The organism is Micromonospora sp. NBC_01638, assembly GCF_045209745.1.
GTDB lineage: Bacteria > Actinomycetota > Actinomycetes > Mycobacteriales > Micromonosporaceae > Micromonospora.
The window spans coordinates 1,160,354-1,179,826 of record NZ_CP109273.1 but is presented as its reverse complement, the minus strand read 5'-3'; the positions used below and the strand labels follow the sequence as shown (position 1 = coordinate 1,179,826).

Genomic DNA, 19,473 nt, shown 5'->3' with positions numbered 1-19,473 from the left:
GAAGTTATCTCTAATGAACGGTTCTAGAGATAGACTACTGCGGTGGCTGAAGTCAAGAGCATTAAGACGAGGACCCAGCGGGCGGCGGAGACGCGGGGGCGCATCCTCGACGCCGCGCGTGAGCTGTTCATCACCAACGGGTACGGCGCGACGAACCTGCAGGAGGTCGCCGACCGGGCGACGGTCGCGATCCAGACGATCTACTTCGTCTTCGGAAACAAGCGCAAGCTGCTCAAGGAGCTCGTAGACGTCACGATCGCAGGCGACGACGAGTCGATCACCACGATGGACCGGCCGTGGTTCCGTGAGGCTCTGGCATCGGAGACCGCCGAAGCCCTGCTCCGCGCGTATGTCCGGGGCGTCGGCGAGGTGCTGCACCGCGTGGCGGCCATCACCGACATGGTGGCCACCGCGGTGGCCTCCGACGCGGAGATCGCACAGCTCTGGCCGGACGGGGAGCGGCCCCGGCTTCAGGTGCAAACGATTGTCGCTGAGGCCATCGTCACCAAGCCGGGTGCACGAGCCGACGTCACCGCCGAGGCGGCGGCCGACATCCTGTTCGCGCTGCTGAGTCCAGCCCTGTACCTGCTGTTCGTGCGCGAACGCGGCTGGTCGACCGAACGATGGCAGCAATGGACGTTCGACACGCTACGAGCACAGCTCTGTGCCCCCTGACCCAAGCGCGGGCACTGGCCGTAGGTGGCGGTGGCGCTGCTGGCCGCCGCGACCACAACCACCCGCCCGACCAGGCCCGGGCAGCTGTGGCTGCCGCACTGCGGTGTGAGGCAACTGGAATTGACAGTCGACGGGATGCCGGAGCAGGGTTGACAGTTGACAACGATGTCAACGGGCAAAAAGGGGGGAATTCCACGCATGATTCTCTTCGCGGCGCATCCGGTGCGGCCAGCCGGTTCGCGACGTCCCGTTGGCGGTTTCCCGGTGCGGACCCCGGTCCGCCCGCCGATCCTGGCCGTATGTCCCTTCCCTACCCGGCGGTGACCAGCTGAGATGACCGACGTGCCCCGATCCGACGCCGCAACGACCCCAGCTCCTTCGGGGTCACCCGACCTGCCCGACCTGGACGCGTTCCTCGCCGACCAGACCCACACGCTGCTCGACACGGCCCGCCGCGCGGTCCGGCCCGAGGGCGGCTTCTGGTGGCTGACCGACGACCGCACCCCGAACCGCGGCGAACCGATACACACCTGGATCACCTGCCGGATGACCCACGTGGCCGCCCTCGCCCACCGCAACGGCGACCCGGACGCTGCCGCCCTGGTCGATCACGGGGTAGCCGCGCTCAGCACACTGCTGCGCGACGACCGGTACGGCGGCTGGTTCAGCGCCGTGGACCAGCAGGGTGCGCCCCTCGACGATCGCAAGGCCGGCTACGACCACGCGTTCGTGCTGCTCGCCGCGTCCAGCGCCGCGCGCGCCGGACGGCCCGGCGCGGACCAGTTGCTCGCCGATGTGCAGACCGTGGTGCGGGACCGGTTCTGGGACGCCGACGCCGGTGCGGTCCGCGAATCGTGGAACCGGGACTGGACGGTCACCGAGGATTACCGCGGTGCCAACAGCAGCATGCACATGGTCGAGGCGTACCTCGCCGCGACCGCCGCCACCGGCGACGCGAGCTGGGCCGACCGGGCCCTGCAGATCGCCACCCACCTGGTGCACACCGAGGCCGCCCGGCACGACTGGCGGCTGCCCGAGCACTTCACCACCGACTGGGCGCCGCTGCCCGACTACAACCGGAACCAGCCCGCCGACCCGTTCCGGCCGTACGGCTCCACCATCGGCCACTGGCTGGAGTGGGCCCGGCTGCTGCTGGAACTGGAGGCGGTCCTGCCGCAGCCACCCCGCTGGTTGCTCGACGACGCCCGTGCCCTGTTCGCCGCCGCCGTGCGTCGCGGCTGGGCGGTCGACGGCGCCGACGGTTTCGTCTACACCATCGACTGGGACGACCGGCCGGTGGTGCGCTCCCGGATGCACTGGGTGCTCGCCGAGGCCATCGGTGCGGCGGTCACCCTGCACCGTCGCACCGGGGACGCGGTCTACCTCGACTGGTACCGGGTCTTCTGGGCGTACGCCCGCCGCCATCTGATCGACGGTACCGGCTGGCGGCATGAGCTGGACGCGCAGAACCTACCCGCCGACACGGTTTGGCACGGCCGGCCGGACGTCTACCACGCGTACCAGGTGGTGCTGCTGTCCCGCTCGGCCGGCGGGCTCGGCGGCCCCGGTCCGCTCGCACCAGGCGAGGTGACCGCGTGATCGTGGTCGCGGGCGAGGCGTTGATCGACCTGGTGGTCACCGCGGAAGGGCAGCGGGCCGTGCCGGGCGGCTCCCCGGCGAACGTGGCGGTCACCCTGGCCCGGCTCGACCAGCCGGTACGGCTGCTGGCCCGGTTCGGCACCGACGAGTACGGTCGGCAACTCGCCGAGCACCTGAGCGCCAACCGGGTGGACCTGGGCTGGGCGGTCCGCGGCGAGGAGCCCAGCTCGGTGGCGGTGGCCACGTTGAGCGCCACCGGGCAGGCCAGTTACGAGTTCCGGCTGGCCGGCGCGGCGGACTGGCAGTGGACGCCGCAGGAGCTGCCCGAGCTGGCCGGGTCACCGGCGACCGCGTTGCACACCGGGTCCCTCGCGCTCGCGCTGGCACCCGGCGCGCAGGTGCTGGCGGACCTGCTCGCCCGCGAACGCCGCCGGGACGGGCTCACCGTCTCGATCGACCTCAACCTGCGGCCGAGCATCGTCCCGGACCGGGCGGCGGAGCAGGAGCGGGTACGCCGGCAGGTGCCCCTCGCGAACCTGCTCAAGGCCAGCGACGAGGACCTGGACTGGCTCTACCCGGACCGGTCGGCGGCCGACGTGATGGCCGAATGGCATGCGGCCGGGGTGTCGTGCGCGGTGGTGACCCGGGGCGGTGAGGGCGCGTGGCTGCTCGCCCCGGACGGCTCGCTGCACGAGGAACCGGCGGTACGCACCACCGTGGTCGACACCGTCGGTGCCGGCGACTCGTTCACCGGCGGTCTGCTGGCCGCGCTGGCCGACCTCGACGCGCTCGGTGACCGGCCGGCCGACCGGCTCGCCGCGGTGACCGCGTCGCAGTGGGGTGCGGTGCTCCGGCAGGCCGCCACGGTGGCCGCGTTGACCAGTAGCCGCCGGGGCGCAGACCCGCCGACCCTAGCCGAGGTGGCGGCCCTGCTGGCGATTCCCAGCTAAACCCCGCCTCGCGCTGGCCCGGACCGACCCACCGCATCCCGCGATCTTGCACTTTCTGCCTCGACAAAAGTTGCCATCTTGGGCAAATCGGCGACAGCAAGTGCAAGATCGCGTGGGGGTTGGGGTGGGGTCAGGCCTCGGGGTAGGAGTCTGGTGGGGAGCACCGTCGTTGACGGTGGGGAGTCGTCGTCGCCGGCGATTCGCTGGAACAAGCGCTCGGTGGCCACCCTCGCCAGCTCCCGGGTGTCGTAGGCGACGACGGTCAGCGGCCGGGGCATCAGGTGGGCCAGTTCGAAATCGTCGAAGCCGACCAGCGCCGCGTCACTGCCCCGCCGGTGCAGCTCCTGAAGGGCGCCGACGGTGAGCCGGTTGTTGGCGCAGAAGAAGGCGGTGGGCGGGTCCGCCAGGTCGAGCAGCGCGGCGACCGCCAGCCCCGCCTCCTCGGGGGCGATGAGCCTCTCACGGACCAGCGACTCGTCCGGCTCGATCCCGGCCGCGTCCAGCGCCGCCCGCGCCCCGGCCAGCCGCTCCCGCATCGTGGGCACGCTCGGCGCTCCGAGCAGGAGGCCCACCCGTCGGTGTCCCTCGTCGAGCAGCGCGCCGACGCCGGCGTGGCTGCCGCCCCGGTTGTCCAACAGCACGGCGTCGGCCAGCAGCCCCTGCGGCGGCCGGTCCAGGAAGACCACCGGCATCCCCAGCTCGACCTCACGACGCAGGAACGAGTGGTCGAGGCCCGCCGGCACCACCAGCAGCCCGTCGACCCGGCGCTGGGTGAAATCCTGGAGCAGGGCGCGTTCCCGCTCCGGGTCCTCCTCCGACGACGCGGTGATCAGCATGGTGCCGTGGGCGGCGGCGATCTCGGCGGCGACGCTCGCGATGGTCGCGTAGAACGGGTTGGCGATCTCCTCGATGAGCAGCCCGACCGTGGCGTTGAGCTGCCGGGAGCGCAGGTTGCGGGCGATGTCGTTGCGCCGGAAGCCCAGCTCGGCGATGGCGGCCAGCACCCGGCCGACCAGTTCCTGCCCCACCGGCTCGTCGTTGACCACCCGGGAGACCGTCTTCAGGCTGACGTCGGCGCGCCGGGCCACGTCGACCATCGTCGGGCGCCGACGCACAGTCGGCCGGGTCGGGGTCTGGGTCACGGGGTGGTCCTCCACGACGGGCGCGGGTCAGCGGTCGAGCGCGTCGACCGCTTTTCGGGCGGCGATGAGCACCGGATCCCACACCGGCGCGTACGGCGGAGCGTAGCCCAGGTCGAGCGACGTCATATCGTCCACCGTCATGCCGTTCCAGAGAGCTACGGCCAGCGTGTCGATCCGTTTGGCCGCCTCGGACCAGCCGACGATCTGCGCGCCGAGCAACCGGCCGCTGGGCCGTTCGGCGATCAGCTTGACGGTCATCGGCCGGGCACCGGGGTAGTAGCCGGCCCGGTTCGTCGACTCGACGACCACCGAGACGAACTCGAAGCCGGCCTCGGCGGCTTCCTGCTCACGCAGGCCGGTCCGACCGACCTCCAGGTCGCAGACCTTGGTCACCGCCGTGCCGATCACGCCGGTGAAGGTGGCGTACCCGCCGCCGATGTTGATCCCGGCGGTGCGGCCCTGCTTGTTGGCGTGCGTGCCCAGCGGCACGTGCACCGGCATCCCGCTGACCCGGTGCAGCGTCTCCACACAGTCGCCGGCCGCCCAGATCCCGGGCCGCCCTGGCACGCGCATCCGGCGGTCCACCCGGATCCCACCGGTCGGCCCGATCGGGAACCCGGCAGCCTCGGCCAGCGCGGCGTTCGGGCGTACACCCAGGCCCAGGACCACGACGTCGGCCGGCATCGGCCCCTCGGCCGTGACCACCGCGGACACCCGGCCGTTCTGTTGCTCCAGGCCGGTCACCCGCAGGCCGGTGCGGATCGTGATGCCGAGGCCGCGCATCGCGTCGGCGACCAGCTCGGCCATGTCGCCGTCCACCTTTGCCATGGGCTGCTCTGTCGCCTCCACGAGGGTCACCGAGAGCCCTCGTTCGAACAGCGCCTCGGCGATCTCCACGCCGATGTATCCGCCACCGACCACCACGGCCCGGCGCGGCTTCGGGTCGCCGTCCAGCCACTCGCGCAGCGCCGCCCCGTCGTCGAGGGTCTGCATGCCGAACACGCCGCCCGCGTCGGTGTCCGCCCACGGCGGCTTCACCGGCACCGCGCCCGTCGCGTACATCAGGTCGTCGAAGCGCTCGCGGACCTCGCCGCCGCCGTCCAGGTCCCGGGCGACGACCTCGCGGCGTTCCAGGTCGATGGCCGTGACCTCGTGGCGCATCCGAACGTCCATGGCGAACGTCGTGCGGAACGTCTCCGGATCCCGGGCGATCAACGCCTCCGGATTGGGCACCAGCCCGCTGATCCAGTACGGGATGCCGCACGCCGAGTAGGAGGTGAAGTGGCCTCGTTCGAAGACCACGATCTCCAGGTTGGCACGGTCGCGGCGGCGTCGGGCCTGGGACGCCGCCGACATTCCGGCGGCGTCCCCGCCGATGACAATCAGCCGTTGCGCCACGGGTTCATCCTGTCACGGTGATCAGCCGCGGGTCTGCCGTGCGACGTCCTGCACCACGTCGGTGAGTTGTCCGGTGCGCGCGTACACCGTGCGTTGCCGTGCCGCACCGCTGCCGTGCCGGCGCAGCCCGCCCAGCAGGTCGGTCACCTCGGCCCAGTCGCCGTGCTGCTCCAGCGCCGGCCGCAGCCGCTCCACGAACTGGTCCAGCAGCTCCCAGGTCGGGCGCAGCTCACCAGTGGTCACGTCGACGGCGTCGCCTTCCAGGCCGTCATGGGCGGCTCGCCAGTGCGCGCCGACCAGCAGGTGGTGGTCGGTCCGCAACGCCGGCCGGTCGGCTTCGACATCCGCCATGACGGTGGCCACCAGGGCCCGGACCAGCGCGGCGACCAGCACCGCGTCGTCCACCGACGGGCAGACGTCGCCGATCCGCAGCTCCACCGTCGGGTATTTCGCCGAGAGGCGGGCGTACCAGTAGAGCATCCCCTCGTCGAGCATCACCCCGCTGGAGATCAGCTGACGGATCAGCCGCTGGTAGTGCTCGTGCGACTCCAGCCACGGCGTCGGGGCCACCGACGGCCAGCGCTCCCACTCCACCGAGCGCCAACTGGCGTAGCCGGTCTCCTCGCCACGGGCGAACGGGGAGTTGGTGGTCACCGCGTGCAGCAACGGCAGCCACGGCCGTACGTGGTTGAGCACCTGCACGCCGGTGTCCGGGTCGGGCACGCCCACGTGCACGTGCATGCCGTTGTTGCCGGGACCGGGAACGAGCAGCCGGAACCGCTCGATCATCCGGTCGAAGCGGGGCTTGTCCACCACCGGGGGCACCGGGCCGTTCACCGGGCCGGTGCCGATGGCGAGCAGGCGTACGCCGGCCCGCTCGGCAGCGTCGGCGAGCGACCGACGCAGCACGCCGAGGGAGTGCCGGATCGACGAGAGTTCGAGGCCGGGCGGACTGCCGATCTCGATCTGACTGGTCTGGAACTCCCGCTCCACCTGCCCGCGCAGCTCCGCCGGCACCTGCTCCAGGACCAGGTCGACGGCCGGGACCGCGGCCCCGGTGTGCGGGTCGACGAGCAGAAACTCCTCCTCGACTCCCACGGTGAGCAACCCGGTCGCCGCAGCGATCTCGCTGGGGGCCTCCGCCACCTGGCCGGTCATCGACACCACCGTCCGTTCCTACCGTTCGTGGTCCATCCGCGTCGGTCCCCCGTTTGGTTACCCAACGTGTCGATGCCGGGAAACGTGGCGGCGGTACGTCGTCCTCGACGGACCGATCAGGTAGGGCCGCGATTCGGCCAGACGGCGTGACGCTCGCCGCGGTGGTCGGTAAAGATCGACGTTGACAACTCTCTCCGCGAGACGTACAACTCTGAGAGAGCGCTCTCTCGACCCGTCCCCCGCAGAGAGGCACGTCCATGCCACCTCCTCCGGCGGCCACCGCCGCCCCGCCCGTCCGACGACGCCTGCTGGCGTCCGTCCTGCTCGTCGCCACCACTACCGCCCTGGCCGGCATCACCGTGACCGCGCAGGCCGCCGTTCCGCCCCCCGCCGCCGGCTGGAGCACGGTCTGGAGCGACGACTTCACCGGTGCGGCCGGCACCCTGCCGTCGGCCGCCAACTGGATCATCGACACCGGGCACAACTACCCCGGCGGCCCGGCCAACTGGGGCACCGGCGAGATCCAGAACTACACCGCCAGCACCGCCAACGTGAGCCACGACGGCGGCGGAAACCTGCGGATCACGCCGCTGCGCGACGGTGGGGGCGGCTGGACCTCCGCTCGGATCGAGACCGTGCGCAGCGACTTCAAGGCCCCGGCCGGTGGCGTGCTGGCCATCGAGGGTCGGATCCAGATGCCGAACGTCACCGGTGCCGCCGCGGCCGGCTACTGGCCCGCGTTCTGGGCGCTCGGCGCCCCCTACCGGGGCAACTACCAGAACTGGCCGGGCATCGGCGAGTTCGACGTGATGGAGAACGTCAATGGCATCAACTCCGTCTGGGGAGTGCTGCACTGCGGCGTCGCCCCGGGCGGGCCGTGCGACGAGTTCAACGGCATCGGCGCGTCCCGGGCCTGCCCGGGTGCCAGCTGCCAGTCCGCTTTCCACACCTACCGGTTCGAGTGGGACGCCTCGATCAGCCCCCAGCAACTGCGCTGGTACGTCGACGGGCAGCTCTACCACACCGTCACCCAGAGCCGGGTCGGCGAACCGGCCTGGTCGCAGATGACCTCGCACGCGGGCTATTTCCTGCTGCTCAACGTGGCGATGGGCGGGGCGTTCCCGAACGGGGTGGCCGGCAGTGGCACGCCCACTGCGGCGACCGTCCCGGGTCGGCCGATGCTGGTCGACTACGTGGCGGTGTACCGCCGCGGTGGCGGAACCACTCCGCCGCCCACCACTCCGCCGCCCACCACGCCGCCGCCCGGCGGCACGAGGGATGCGTACGGGCAGATCGAGGCCGAGGCGTTCAGCGCGCAGAACGGCGTGATCGTCGAGGCGTGCGCCGAGGGCGGGCAGAACATCGGCGCGCTGCGTAACGGGGACTGGGTGCGCTACGACAACGTCGAGTTCGGCTCCACGCCGCCACGGGACTTCGTGGCACGGGTGGCCTCCGGCGCGGCGAGCGGGGTGAGCGGCCTGGTCGAGGTGCGGCTGGACAGCCCGACGGCGGCGCCCATCGGCAGCTTCGCGATCGGCAACACCGGCGGCTGGCAGAGCTGGCGCTCGGTGCCCGGCAATGTCGGCGCGGTGACCGGCCGGCACGCCGTCTACCTCACCTTCACCAGCGGCCAACCGAACGACTTCGTCAACGTCAACTGGTTCACCTTCCGCCGCTGAGGCGGGCACCTTCCGGGCCTCCCGTCGCGTAGCCGCGCGGCGGGAGGCCCGATCATCGCGTCGACCTCTTGGTGTCGATGGATGCCCGTCCCGGGCGTGGAGGGTCGCATGAAACCTGCCACTGAAAGCCCTCGCTGGCGTCCATCGAGGGTGCCAGCGGTAACCGGTGACACGGATCAGCGATTGGCGGTCACCGACCGCCGGTCGTTGCGCTCCCGACGTCGGCGGACCTTGCGGATCACCCAACTGGCCGCCATGACGACGAAGACCGCGACGATCGCGTAGTTGAACCAGTCGCTGTAGCGTTCGACGTCCTGCCACTGGCTGCCGAGCGCGTAGCCGGCCCCGACGATGAGACCGTTCCACACCCCGCTGCCGATGGTGGTGAGCAGGATGAACTCGCCCAGCGGCATCCGGTTGGCCCCGGCCGGCACGGAGACCAGGCTGCGGACCACCGGCACCACCCGGCCGATCAGCACCGCCCACCGGCCGTGCCGCTCGAACCAGCGGTCGGCCTTCTCCAGGTCGTCGCGGTCCACCAACGGGATGCGGTCCAGCCAGCGCTTGAGCCGTTCCTCGCCCAGCGCCGCGCCGAGCCAGTAGAGCACCAACGCGCCGACCAGCGAGCCGGCCGTCGCGGCCAGCGTCACGACCACGACGTTGAACTGGCCCTCGTGGGCCAGAAAGCCGGCCATCGCCAGCACGACCTCGCTGGGGATCGGGGGGACGATGCTCTCCAGCGCCACCAGCAGCGCCACGCCGACCGGGCCCATCGCCTCGATCACGGTGGCCACCCAACCGGTCAACCCGGTGAACTCGGACGGGTCGCCAGTCTGGGCGTACGCCATGGTCGTCCTTCCGGGTCGGCTGTGGGATCGGACTGTCATACCCGCAGCCGGCCCGTGCACACCTGCCGGTCAGTGCTCCGGGTGCAGCGCGGTGTCCGCCGGACCCTGCCGCCAGCCGGTGAACACCACGGTCAGACCGGCCCGGGACGGCGCGCAGCAGAACGGGCCGGCCATGGCCTCGGCCGCCGGGTCCAGCGGAACGAGCCGAACCAGTCGCCACGGCTCGTCGTCGGCTCTGGCGCGGACGGTCAGCGCGTCGCCGGCCCGGCTGACCCGGACGGTCACCTCCCGGCCCGCCCATTCCGGCACCGGCGCCACCGACCAGTCGGAGAACTCCCGGGTCACCACCGCGCCGAGCTGCGACTCGCCGTCGCTCATCTCGACGCCGGCCTTGGTCCAGGTCCGTTCGTCGACGCGGACGAGCGCACCGGCCTGGTCGAACTGCGCCGAGAAGTCCAGCCGGAAGCTCACCTCCATGGCGGAGCCGACCGGCAGTGGTGCCAGCAGGGCCGGCCCGTTGTCATGGACGAAGCCGTAGCTGGTCCGCCGCCAGAAGTCGCTCTCCGCCGCCGGTTCGACGACCAGCTCACCGGACGGGCCCTCCTCGACGCGTACCGGCGGGTGCAGCCAACTGCCCCGGGACCAGTCCAACGGCTCACTCGGCGGTACGAGGTCGATCTGCATGCTCGGCACGGTAACCCACCGCGGCCCGTGGCCCGCGGAGCTGGTTTGCCGCAATGATCAACCGGAGATGTTTCTCCAGCATGGGTGACCGTTGGTATTCCGAAGCCGTCGTCTACTGCCTCGACATCGACACGTACGCCGACTCCGACGGCGACGGGGTCGGTGACATCCGTGGGCTGATCGGGAGGCTGGACTACCTGGCCCGGCTGGGGGTGACCTGCCTGTGGCTGCACCCGATCCACCCGTCGCCCAACCGCGACGACGGCTACGACGTCACCGACTTCTACAACGTGGACCCGCGCTTCGGCACCCTGGGCGACTTCGCCGAGCTGCTGCACCAGGCACAGAACCGGGGCATCCGCGTGATCATCGACCTGGTGGTCAACCACACCTCCGACGAGCACCCGTGGTTCCAGTCCGCCCGCTCCTCGCCGGACTCGCCGTACCGTGACTGGTTCGTCTGGTCCGACACCGAGCCGGCCGACCGGCACCAGGGCATGGTCTTCCCCGGCGAGCAGAACGAGACCTGGAGCTACGACCGGACCGCCAAGGCGTGGTTCTACCACCGGTTCTACAAGTTCCAGCCGGATCTCAACTTCACCAACCCGCAGGTGCGGGCGGAGATCAAGAAGATCATGTCGTTCTGGCTCCAGCTCGGCGTCTCCGGCTTCCGGATGGACGCGGTGCCGTTCATCATCGAGCTGACCGAACCGGGCAACCCCAACTCCCCGAAGGACTTCGAGTTCCTCACCGAGATGCGCCAGCACGTGCAGTGGCGGCGCGGCGACGCCGTCCTGCTGGCCGAGGCGAACGTCGAGCCGGACCAGCTGCCGACCTTTTTCGGTGACGCCAGCGGCTCCGGCAACCGCATCCACATGCTCTTCGACTTCATGCTCAACGGGCGGCTCATGCTGGCCCTGGCCCGGCAGGACCCGGAGTCGTTGATCGAGGCGCTGCGCGACACCCCGAAGCTTCCCGTCGGCGGCCAGTGGGCCACCTTCCTGCGCAACCACGACGAGATCGACCTGTCCAGGCTGACCACCGAACAGCGCAACCAGGTGTACGCGCAGTTCGGCCCGAACGAGAACATGCGCATCTACGACCGGGGCATCCGTCGTCGGCTCGCCTCGATGCTCGGCAACGACCGGCGGCGCATCGAGCTGGCGTACGCCCTGCAGTTCTCGATGCGCGGCACGCCGGTGCTGCGCTACGGCGAGGAGATCGGGATGGGCGAGGACCTGTCGCTGCCCGGTCGGGAGGCGATCCGTACCCCGATGCAGTGGTCTTTTGCGGCGAACGCCGGCTTCTCCACGGCGGATCCGGAGAAGCTGGTCCGCCCGCTGATCGACAAGGGTGAGTTCGGCTATCAGACGGTAAACGTCACCGCCCAGCGTAACGACTCGAAGTCGCTGCTCGGCTGGTTCGAGCGCATGATTCGCACGCTGCGCGAGGCCCCCGAGATCGGCTCCGGCTCCACCACCCACATCGACGTGGCGATGCCGGCCGGAGTGCTCGCGCACCGGGCGGACGGGCCGAGCGGGACGATGGTGTTCGTGCACAACCTGGGCGCCGACGACGTCGAGGTGGACCTGAGCACCCTTGAGCCGGAGGCCGACCTGCCGGTCGACGTGCTCGCCGATCGTGGCTACGGCGAGCTGGGCAAGCTCGGCGCGGTGAAGGTTTCCGGCCACGGCTACCGGTGGATCCGGCTCTGTCGGGGCCCCGCCTGCTGACCTCAGCCGGAAGAGCACGGGGTTAAGCTCCTTCGATCGACCCCAAGTTACCCGGAGGTAATCATGTCGGAGGAGCCCCGCGTCGCCATCGTCACCGGAGCCGCACGCGGTATCGGTGCGGCCACCGCCCGGCGGCTGGCCGCCGACGGAATGGCCGTCGCCGTGGTCGACATCGAGGAGGCGGCCACCAAGGAGACGGTGGATGCCATCGCCAGCGCCGGTGGTCGGGCGCTCGGTGTGGGCGCCGACGTCTCCGACCGCGACCAGGTCGAGGCGGCGGTGGGCCGTGTCGCCGCCGAACTGGGCGCGCCCACCGTCCTGGTCAACAACGCCGGTGTGCTCCGTGACAACCTGCTGTTCAAGATGACCAACGCCGATTGGGACACCGTGATGGGGGTGCACCTGCGCGGCGCGTTCCTGTTCAGCCAGGCTGCCCAGAAGCACATGGTGGACCGCAAGTGGGGGCGGATCGTCAACCTCTCCAGCACCTCCGCCCTGGGCAACCGGGGCCAGGCGAACTACGCCGCCGCCAAGGCCGGCCTGCAGGGTTTCACCAAGACGCTCGCCATCGAGCTGGGGCCGTTCGGGGTGACTGTCAACGCCGTCGCGCCCGGCTTCATCGTCACCGACATGACCGCGGCCACCGCCGCCCGGATGAAGGTCGACTTCGCCGACTTCCAGAAGCACGCCGCGGCCGAGATCCCGGTCCGTCGCCCGGGACGGCCGGACGACGTCGCGCACACCATCTCGTTCCTGACGAGCGAGGGCGCCGGATTCGTCTCCGGCCAGGTCATCTACGTCGCCGGCGGCCCACGGGACTGACCCGTACTCCCGACGAGGGCGCTTCCTTCGCGGAGGAGACGCCCTCGTCGCCGGGTCAGGCGGGGGTGCGGCGGGTGCGCCAGAGCCAGATCAGGCCGAGCACCGGCAGCACCAGCGGGATGTAGCCGTACCCGCTGCCGAACTGCGACCAGACCGTCTCGTCCGGGAAGAGCTCCTTGTCGACCAAACTCAGGATGCCGACCGCGACCACCCCGACCAACTCCACGGAGCAGCACACCAACGCGACCCGTCGGCCGGTGTGCCCGGCGCGGGCCAACCCCACCGCCGCCACGATGTAGATGAGCGCGGCCACACCGGACAGCAGGTACGCCACCGGCGCCTCGTCGAACTTGGTGGCGATCTGCAGGCCGGCGCGGCTTGTCGCCGCGATGGCGAAGAGCAGGTAGACCGCGATCAGCAGTCGGCCCGGGCCGGCGTTCGTGGCGCGTCCGCCCGGTCGTGTCTCAACCACCGAGCACCTCCCAGGTCTGCTGCAACCGGACCACCACCACCGGAGCCACCAGGCAGACCGCGCAGACGATCGCCGAGCCCCAACGGGTCGGCTCCATCCGGGCCAGCACCCAGGCCAACGGCGGCAGGCACACCAGCGTGACCAGGTAGCCGAAGAAGGCGCCGGGCTCACCGGGTCGGTCCCCACCGCCGACCGCGACCAGCGCCAGCACGCTCAACACGAGCAGCGCCAGTTCGAGGATGGCCAGGCCGATGAACTGCACCCGGTCCGGCGGTCGGTGGCGCACCGTCGCCACCAGCGCCCACGCCGCGACGAGCAGCGACAGCACGATCGATGTCGTCGCCAGGATCCCGTCCACCGGTGAGTTGGCCGCCGCCGCGCTGGTCATCGGCCGCACCTGGTCGTTGCCTCGGTCACCGGCACAGCCTACTAACCGTCGTAGTAAGCGACTGACCCCGTCTCGCCGCCGCCCGGCCCGCCCGTCCATCCAGGCCGCGCGCGGGTCCGATGATCCGCGCACTTTCGGGGAATCTGCTGCCTCCGGACGCTTCTGCGAGGTGTTGCGGAGCGAACTGGACGGCTCGGTTGGTCGACCCTCCGCCGGGGCGGCAGGCGGGACGACTAGCGTGGATCAGGCCCGGGGCGATGCCACGGCGAAGGAAATAGGCGGAGGTACACGTGCTGAGGTTCGGCTTGTTCGGCACCGGTAACTGGGCGATCGAGACGCACGGGAAGGCGCTGCACGCACACCCGGACGCAGAGCTGGTCGGGGTGTGGGGCCGTAACCCGGAGCGGGCCTCGGCGCTGGCCGAACTGTACGGGGTGCCGGCCTTCGCCGACGTCGACGCACTGATCGAGCGGTGCGAGGCGGTCGCCGTCGCCCTGCCGCCGGACATCCAGGCCGACATCGCGGTTCGGGCGGCCGCCGCCGGCCGGCACCTGCTGCTGGACAAGCCGTTGGCGCTCACCGTGGCCGATGCCGACCGGGTGGTGGCCTCCGCCGAGGAGTCCGGGGTCGCCTCGGTCGTGTTCTTCACCCAGCGTTTCCAGCCGAACGTGACCGCTTTCCTCGCCGCTACCGCCGCCGCCGGGGGGTGGCAGCATGGTCGGACCACCGCCTTCGCCTCGATCTTTCAGGACGGTAGCCCGTACGGCGGCTCGTTGTGGCGCCGGGAGCACGGCGCACTCTGGGACATCGCCCCGCACGCGCTCTCCATCCTTCTGCCGGTGCTGGGCCGGGTGACCCAGGTGGCGGCGATGGACGGGCCGAGCGGGATGGTGCACCTGCTGCTCACCCACGAGGGCGGTGCCACGAGCAGCGCCTCGCTCTCCCTGGACGCCCCGACCGAGTCGATGGCCCGGGAGTTCGTCTTCTACGGCGAGAACGGCATCGAGACCGTCCCGTTCGGCGAAAACGACGCCGCCACGGCGTTCGGTGTCGCGATCGACCAGCTCGTCGAGCAGGTGCAGGCCGGTACGCGGGATCACCGCTGCGACGTCCGCTTCGGGCGTGAGGTCGTTGGCATCCTCGCCGCCGCCGAAACCGCCCGCACCGAATCCCGCACCATCCGCCTCCCCTGACCCGGAAGTAGACCTACTTCCTCCCGATTAGGGCCGCTTCGCGGAGCGAAGCAGCAAGGACTAATCCGGAAGTAGACCTACTTCCTCCCGATTAGGGCCGCTCCGCTTCGCGAAGCGGAGCGGCAGGGACTAACCCACAACATCCCCCCTGCCCCGCGCGCCCCTGCCCCGCGCGCCCCTGCCCCGCGCGCCCCCGTCCTCGTCGATCTAGGGCATATCGTCGTTGGACGATCTCCGATCACAGCGATATGCCCTAGATCGACGAGGACGGGGGCGAGGACGGGGGCGTGGTGCGTGGTTAGGAGAGGGTGGTTAGGGCGGCGTTCAGTTCGTCTGGTGAGTCGAACTGCTCTGCTGGCAACGCCTGCAACATCTGCAACATCGCCGTGCTGGCCCCGTTCTCCTGCCCCCAGCGGATCAGGTCCTCCCGCGACACCGGGTAGTCGAGCCCGGCCAGGTACTCCTGCAACTGAACCCCGATGACGGTCATGCCGGCCGGCTACCCACTCGCCGCACCCGTACACCGGTCGGCCCGGCGGCCGGCGGCCGGCGTGTCGGCCCACGACGCGCCCACGGTTTGCCGTAGCGGCGGCCGGGTAGCCGCTGGCATGCTGGTTCAGCGGCTCGGCGCGCCGAGCGATTTCGACCCGTTGCTGGAGCGCGTTCGGGGCGCCCGGGTGGTGATGATCGGGGAGTCCACCCACGGCAGTTACGACTACTACCGGTTGCGTGAGCAGCTCACCCGCCGGTTGATCGCGGAGTGCGGCTTCTCCTTCGTGGCGGTGGAGGGCGACTGGCCGGACTGTGACCGGGTGCACCGTTCGGTGACCGCCGCGCCGGGCGGCGCACTCGAACCGCAGCTCGCGCTCGACCAGTTTGAGCGCTGGCCGACCTGGATGTGGGCCAACGCCGAGGTGGCCCGGTTCGCCAGCTGGCTGCGGGCCTGGAATGTGGAGCGGCCGGAGGATCAACGCGCCGGGTTCCACGGGCTCGACGTGTACAGCCTCTGGGAGTCGATGCAGGCGATCTTCGACTACCTGGGGGAGGAGGACCCGACTTCGCTGGAGGCGGCGCAGGACGCGTACCGCTGCTTCGAGCCGTACGGCAAGAGGATCGAGGAGTACGGCGCGGCCAGCCGGTTCGTCTCCGCCCGGTGCGAGGAGGAAGTGGTCCGGCTGCTCGCCCGGACCCGCGAACACGCCCTCTCCGACGGTCCGGACCGATTCTCGGCCTGGCAGAACGCGGAGGTGGTGGCCGGCGCGGAGCGTTACTACCGGGCGATGGTGGCCGGCGGTCCGGACTCGTGGAACATCCGCGACACCCACATGCAGGACACCCTGGACCGGCTGTTGGACCGGTACGGCCCGGACGCGCGGGGAATCGTCTGGGCGCACAACACGCATGTCGGAGACGCCCGGGCCACCGACATGGCTGCGGGCGGGATGATCAACATTGGTCAGTTGGCCCGGGAACGGCACGGCGACGACGCGGTGGCCCTGATTGGCTTCGGTAGCTACCGGGGCACGGTGATCGCCGCACCCCGCTGGGGTTCGCCTCCTGAGGCGATGGTGGTGCCTCCCGCTCGGAAGGGGTCGATCGAGCGGCGGTTGCACGAGTTGATGCCGGAGCGAGCGGTGCTGATCTTCGGCGGCGACGACCAGCCGGGTTGGGTCACCGACACCGCGGACCACCGGGCGATCGGGGTCGTCTACGACCCGTCCTTCGAGTCCTGGGGCAACTATGTGCCGACGCGGCTCGGCGACCGGTACGACGCCTTCATCTGGTGCGATGAGACCACCGCCCTGCACCCGCTGCCGGTCACGGCCCTCCCCGGCGAGATGGATACGTACCCAGCCGGCGTGTGACCGGTCCGAACACGCAACGGAGGTGGGTTGCCCGACAGGCACCCCACCTCCGTTGCGGACGGGTCAGACGTGCGTCGGGGTGCGGTCCTCGATCTGGGCGCGCAGGCCTTCGCCTTCGATGTCCACGTTCGGCAGGGCGCGGTTGAGCCAGCGGGGGAGCCACCAGGCGCGGTCGCCGAGGAGCGACATCACCGCCGGAACGATGGTCATCCGGACCACGAACGCGTCGATGGCGACGCCAATGGCGAGCGCGAAGCCCATCGACTTGATCACCGGGTCTTCCAGGAAGACGAAGCCCCCGAAGACCGACATCATGATCAGCGCGGCGGCCGTGACCACCCGGGCGCCGTGCCCCATCCCACTGATGGTCGCCTTCCGGGCGGACTTGCCGTGGACGAAGTCCTCCCGCATCCGGGACACCAGGAACACCTCGTAGTCCATGGCGAGCCCGAACAGGATGCCGATGAGCAGGATCGGCAGGAAGCTGATCAGCGGGCCCGGCGTGTCCAGGCCGACCAGGTCGGCGAGGTGCCCCTGCTGGAAGACCGCCACCGTGATGCCGAACGTGGCGGCGACGGTGAGCAGGAAGCCCAGCGCGGCCTTGATCGGCACCAGCAGCGAGCGGAACACCAGCATCAGCAGCAGCACCGAGAGCCCGACCACCAGCAGCAGGTAGACCGGTAGCGCGTCGGAGAGCTTCTCGGAGACGTCGATGCCGATCGCGGTGACACCGGTGAGCAGCACGTCCGCATCGCGGATCCCACCCACCGACTCGCGGATGTTGTGGACCAGGGTCTCGGTGGCCTCGTCGGTCGGGCCGGTCTTCGGCACCACGCCGAGCAGCGCGGTCCGGCCGTCCGGGCTGAGCTGGGCCGGCGCCACCGCGAGGACGTTCTCGGTGCGCTGGAGCAGGGCGGTCACCTGCGGCACGGCGGCCGAGGTGGCCTGTGGGGTGTCGCCGGCGACCACCACCGCGAGCCGGCCGGTGAAGCCGGCTCCGAAGCCCTCGATGGTCAGGTCGTTCGCCACGCGGGCGGGTGAGCCGACGGCGGCCGTCGCGGCGCCCGGCAGGGCCAGCCGCATGTCCGGAGTGGGCAGCGCGAGCAGGCCCAGGCCGAGCAGGCCGACCAGGATGACCGGTACGCGGAACCGGGTGACCAGCCGCGCCCAGCGGAAGCCGAACCGGGACTCGTCCTCGGTCGTGGTGGTTTCGGCGGCCGGTGCGGTGCTGTCGGCAGCCGTTCCGTCGGTGGCGACCGCGCGTAGCCGGCGGGGGAGCACCCGGCGACCGGCGAAGCCGAGCAGTGCCGGCTGAAGGGTGATCGCGACGAGCACCGCGACGGTGACCGTGCCGGCGGCGGCGAGGCCCATCACGGTGAGGAACGGGATGTTCACCACGGCAAGCCCGGCCAGCGCGATGACCACGGTGGCGCCCGCGAAGACCACTGCGGAGCCGGCGGTGCCCACGGCACGGCCGACCGCCTCCTCCGGGGACAGGCCGTCAAGCAGGTTCTGCCGGTGCCGGGAGGTGATGAACAGTGAGTAGTCGATGCCGACCGCGAGGCCGAGCATCAGCGCCAGGATCGGGGCGGTGCTGGTGAGCTGGACGGCGCCGCTCAGCGCGAACAGCCCGGCCATTCCGGCGCCGACGCCGATGAGCGCGTTGAGCATGGTCATTCCGGCGGCCACCAGGGAGCCGAACGTGATGATCAGGACGATCGCGGCAACCAGTACGCCGAGCGCCTCGGTGGAGCCGATCTCCGGCTCGCCGCCGAGCACCTCGCCACCCGGGGCGACCTGCCAACCCTGTGCCTTCGCCGCTGCGCCAACCTGCTCGTACGCGGTGCGCTGTTCGTCGGTCACCTCGTCCCCGCCGGTCGCGAACTGGACCTGGACCAGCGCGTACCGGCCGTTGGGCGTGACCGCGCCGACCTGGAGCGGGTTGACCGCGCCGACCACGCCGGGCAGTGTCGAGGCCTGCTGGACGAGCTCCTGCACCACGGCCTGGCCCTGCGGGGTGCCCAGTTGACCGTCAGCCGGGGCCTTGACCGCGATGGTGCCGGTGGCACCGCTGGCTGCGGGGAACTGCTCGGCCAGCAGGTCCAGCGCGCGCTGGCTCTCGGTGCCGGGCATGGTGAAGTTGCTCGCCGTCGGGCCGCGCAGGGTCGCCGCGGCCAGGCCGGCGACGACGAGTACGACGAGCCAGAGCGCGACGACGAGCCGTCGCCGGCGCAACGCGCCCCGGCCGAGCCGGTAGAGCAGGGTGGCCATCAGGAGTCCTTGTCCTCGATCGTGGGTGGTTGGGGCAGGGGTGCGTCGACGGGTTCGACGGCCCGCCGGACGAGGCTGAGCAGGGCGGGGCGCAGTTCGTCGTCGGGGATGTCGACGAACTCGGCGCACGCCTCGGAGATGCCGGCGAGCAGCACGAGCGCGGCGATCCGGGCGCCCGGCCGGTCGGAATGCCCGGCCAACGCGTCCCGCAGCCGATCGGAGATCTGCTGGATGTGCGCGAAGGCCGGCTGGCACAGCAGCTCCGGGAATTCGCCGCGCAGTACCGCGATCTCCCGTCGGAACCGGACCGCGAGGTCGACGAAGCCTTGTGCGGCGACCTGCTGGGCGGCCGCTCCGGTCAGGCCGGTGAGCTGGTCGTCGAGGTCGCGCAGCACCCCGATCGCGGGAGCCATCAGCTCGGCGAGCAGGGCTTCCTTGTTGGCGAAGTGGTAGAGCACGGTGGCCTTGGAGCAGCCGACCTCGCGGGCGATGTCCTGTAGGGAGGTGCCCCGGTAGCCGGTTGTCCCGAACCGTCGCGCCGCTGCGGCGAGGATCTCGCCGTGCGTTTCGGACACCGCTCTGACCATGGCCGGTCC

17 protein-coding genes and 1 pseudogene are annotated in these 19,473 nt (G+C 71.0%); 8 read left to right on the top strand and 10 right to left on the bottom strand.

What is annotated here, in order from left to right; all coding sequences use genetic code 11:
• Positions 1–42: 42 nt before the first annotated feature.
• From OG811_RS05445 to OG811_RS05435, 3 genes are all read left to right on the top strand, one after another.
• Complete coding sequence (locus OG811_RS05445; RefSeq protein ID WP_406072602.1) at positions 43–675, top strand: TetR/AcrR family transcriptional regulator; 633 nt, start codon at positions 43–45, stop codon at positions 673–675.
• A 333-nt stretch (positions 676–1,008) separates the two neighbouring features.
• Positions 1,009–2,274, top strand: a complete 1,266-nt coding sequence (locus OG811_RS05440) for an AGE family epimerase/isomerase (protein ID WP_406072600.1) — start codon at positions 1,009–1,011, stop codon at positions 2,272–2,274.
• Positions 2,271–3,224 carry a carbohydrate kinase gene (locus tag OG811_RS05435; RefSeq protein ID WP_406072598.1) on the top strand — a complete coding sequence of 318 codons (954 nt, stop codon included), beginning with the start codon at positions 2,271–2,273 and terminating at the stop codon, positions 3,222–3,224. Before OG811_RS05440 ends, OG811_RS05435 begins: the two co-directional genes overlap by 4 nt.
• Before the next feature lie 131 nt (positions 3,225–3,355).
• Here the strand turns inward: OG811_RS05435 and OG811_RS05430 are convergent.
• The 3 genes and pseudogenes from OG811_RS05430 to OG811_RS05420 all read right to left on the bottom strand — a co-directional run.
• Positions 3,356–4,321, bottom strand: a pseudogene (locus tag OG811_RS05430) (LacI family DNA-binding transcriptional regulator); the annotation flags it as partial.
• A 72-nt stretch (positions 4,322–4,393) separates the two neighbouring features.
• Positions 4,394–5,764: an FAD-dependent oxidoreductase gene (locus OG811_RS05425; RefSeq protein WP_406072596.1), complete on the bottom strand. Its 1,371-nt coding sequence runs from the start codon at positions 5,762–5,764 to the stop codon at positions 4,394–4,396.
• 21 nt (positions 5,765–5,785) lie between these two features.
• Positions 5,786–6,922, bottom strand: coding sequence for a glutamate--cysteine ligase (locus tag OG811_RS05420; protein ID WP_406072594.1), 1,137 nt, complete (start codon positions 6,920–6,922; stop codon positions 5,786–5,788).
• 257 nt (positions 6,923–7,179) lie between these two features.
• Here OG811_RS05420 and OG811_RS05415 point away from each other — a divergent pair, with 257 nt between their 5' ends.
• Positions 7,180–8,601 (top strand): carbohydrate-binding protein, encoded by a 1,422-nt coding sequence (locus OG811_RS05415; RefSeq protein ID WP_406072593.1) that lies wholly within the window; start codon positions 7,180–7,182, stop codon positions 8,599–8,601.
• 176 nt (positions 8,602–8,777) lie between these two features.
• On the opposite strand, the gene OG811_RS05410 is transcribed toward OG811_RS05415, so the two are convergent.
• The gene (locus OG811_RS05410; protein ID WP_406072591.1) at positions 8,778–9,449 is read right to left on the bottom strand and encodes a DedA family protein; all 672 of its coding nucleotides are present in this window, start codon (positions 9,447–9,449) and stop codon (positions 8,778–8,780) included.
• 69 nt (positions 9,450–9,518) lie between these two features.
• Positions 9,519–10,133: a DUF1349 domain-containing protein gene (locus OG811_RS05405; protein ID WP_406072589.1), complete on the bottom strand. Its 615-nt coding sequence runs from the start codon at positions 10,131–10,133 to the stop codon at positions 9,519–9,521.
• Positions 10,134–10,213: 80 nt separating this feature from the next.
• Between OG811_RS05405 and OG811_RS05400 the strand changes: the two genes are divergently transcribed.
• Positions 10,214–11,866: an alpha-amylase family protein gene (locus OG811_RS05400; RefSeq protein WP_406072588.1), complete on the top strand. Its 1,653-nt coding sequence runs from the start codon at positions 10,214–10,216 to the stop codon at positions 11,864–11,866.
• 63 nt (positions 11,867–11,929) lie between these two features.
• Entirely contained in the window at positions 11,930–12,688 is a 759-nt protein-coding gene (gene fabG, locus OG811_RS05395) for a 3-oxoacyl-ACP reductase FabG (RefSeq protein WP_406072586.1), read from the top strand.
• Between the two features lie 55 nt (positions 12,689–12,743).
• Here fabG and OG811_RS05390 read toward each other — a convergent pair whose 3' ends face one another.
• A complete protein-coding gene (locus OG811_RS05390; RefSeq protein ID WP_406072584.1) occupies positions 12,744–13,160 on the bottom strand; it encodes a hypothetical protein in 417 nt (138 codons plus the stop codon).
• Positions 13,153–13,548 carry a hypothetical protein gene (locus tag OG811_RS05385; protein WP_272613313.1) on the bottom strand — a complete coding sequence of 132 codons (396 nt, stop codon included), beginning with the start codon at positions 13,546–13,548 and terminating at the stop codon, positions 13,153–13,155. The genes OG811_RS05390 and OG811_RS05385 overlap by 8 nt, the downstream gene beginning before the upstream one ends.
• Positions 13,549–13,841: 293 nt before the next feature.
• Here OG811_RS05385 and OG811_RS05380 point away from each other — a divergent pair, with 293 nt between their 5' ends.
• Positions 13,842–14,741, top strand: a complete 900-nt coding sequence (locus OG811_RS05380; RefSeq protein ID WP_406075541.1) for a Gfo/Idh/MocA family protein — start codon at positions 13,842–13,844, stop codon at positions 14,739–14,741.
• A gap of 298 nt (positions 14,742–15,039) precedes the next feature.
• Here the strand turns inward: OG811_RS05380 and OG811_RS05375 are convergent, their stop codons facing one another.
• Positions 15,040–15,231, bottom strand: a complete 192-nt coding sequence (locus tag OG811_RS05375; RefSeq protein ID WP_406072583.1) for a DUF2795 domain-containing protein — start codon at positions 15,229–15,231, stop codon at positions 15,040–15,042.
• Positions 15,232–15,349: 118 nt separating this feature from the next.
• On the opposite strand from OG811_RS05375, the gene OG811_RS05370 reads away from it, so the two are divergent.
• Complete coding sequence (locus OG811_RS05370; RefSeq protein WP_406075539.1) at positions 15,350–16,606, top strand: erythromycin esterase family protein; 1,257 nt, start codon at positions 15,350–15,352, stop codon at positions 16,604–16,606.
• Positions 16,607–16,669: 63 nt separating this feature from the next.
• Here the strand turns inward: OG811_RS05370 and OG811_RS05365 are convergent, their stop codons facing one another.
• A complete protein-coding gene (locus tag OG811_RS05365) occupies positions 16,670–18,877 on the bottom strand; it encodes an MMPL family transporter (protein WP_406072581.1) in 2,208 nt (735 codons plus the stop codon).
• A complete protein-coding gene (locus OG811_RS05360; RefSeq protein ID WP_406072580.1) occupies positions 18,877–19,464 on the bottom strand; it encodes a TetR/AcrR family transcriptional regulator in 588 nt (195 codons plus the stop codon). Before OG811_RS05360 ends, OG811_RS05365 begins: the two co-directional genes overlap by 1 nt.
• Between the last annotated feature and the right edge of the window lie 9 nt (positions 19,465–19,473).